This is a genomic window from Actinomadura geliboluensis, from assembly GCF_005889745.1.
Classification (GTDB): Bacteria; Actinomycetota; Actinomycetes; order Streptosporangiales; family Streptosporangiaceae; genus Spirillospora; species Spirillospora geliboluensis.
On the sequence record NZ_VCKZ01000738.1, the window covers coordinates 1 to 1,321 of the forward strand.

A 1,321-nucleotide genomic window follows, 5' to 3' on the forward strand; every position below is an offset into this window, starting at 1 on the left:
CACCCGCCGCATTCCCCACAAGAGCCGCCGCCAGACGGCCGGGCCGTAACACGAGCAGCCGAGGAGTGACGGCTCTTTGGCACCTGCTTCTCTGCCAATCCCCTCAAAGTGTGGAGACGGCTTTCGGTGGTACCCCGCCTGTGCGGCAGGCCCTGGGCGTGGCCTCTTCCCTCAGGGCAGTGCCTGCGCGCTCCCGTTCAACACCCACGGCGGGCAACTCGGCGAAGGCGTACATCCACGGGATGAATGAACGGCGTCGCTGAGGCGGTGCGGCTGCTGCGCGGCACGTCGTCGAACCAGCCGGGCGACGTCCACAACGTCTTGGTCACCGCGGGACCGGCGTCCCGGCCAGCGGCCTGATCCTGGGAGCGGACGCGTGAGCGAATGGATCGGAAAGGACCTCGGTATCCGGACCGTCGCCCATGACGAGACCTGGGCGGTCCTTGACGCGCTGGCGGTCGGCGCGGACGCCGCCGACCTCGACCCCGTCTTCGCGGAGTCGCCCGGTGGGCGCCGGACGCACTCTGCTCGGCAGGCGCCTTCGACGTCCGGTCGTCCACGGCACCCAGCGGCTCCGCGTCCTGAAGGACCTCCCGCGTTCGGGAGCCGCGGAGATGAGCGCCCGCGCCGCGGAGGTCTGGGACAAGGGTTCGGCGGCGGTCTCGACGTGGCCGTGGAGAGCGAGTACTTCGAGGCCGCCTGGTCGCTGTTAGCCCCAGGATGCGGCGGCTTCGGCGGGGACCGGGTCCGCTCGCAGGCGCCCCGAGGCAACGCCGGACGACTCGCTGACCGTCCGGACGGCCACTAACCAGGCCGCCCTCTACCGCCTCCTGGGCGACCGCCACCATCTGCACATCGACCCGGGGGCCGCGAGGACGGCCGGGATGCCGCGCCCCATCATGCACGGCCTGTGCACACTGGCGGCGATCACGTTTCCCTGGCGTCGTTGCTCGGTGCCCACCCGGCCGACCTACGCGAACTAGAGGGCTGCTTCTTCGCCCCGGTCTTCCCGGTCGAAAACTCCGCCTCGAAACGTGGACGGACGGCGAAGCGACCCTCTTCGAGGCCGCCGCGGAAGACCGCACGGGCATCTCCGCCGGACGCGCCCGCTTCGCCTGACAGATCCGTTCAGGGAGCCTTCATCCGCTGTATCACCCCTCGCACCGGCGACCCCACGGGCGTGATCCCGCAGGTCAGCGAGGTGAGGGCGGCGCTTTGACGGCAGCATCCGACCAAGGGCGGGGTCGCGCCTGGGCAATGCGTGACATTTATCCGCATTTGCCGTGAATGTCACCGTCGCAGTGCCGCCGTTCCCGATCCC

Annotated in this window: 1 protein-coding gene; it reads left to right on the top strand. The window is 70.3% G+C overall.

What is annotated here, in order from left to right:
* The first annotated feature begins 785 nt into the window (after positions 1-785).
* Positions 786-983, top strand: coding sequence for a MaoC/PaaZ C-terminal domain-containing protein (locus tag ETD96_RS48380; protein ID WP_205719771.1), 198 nt, complete (start codon positions 786-788; stop codon positions 981-983).
* The last annotated feature ends 338 nt before the right edge of the window (positions 984-1,321 follow it).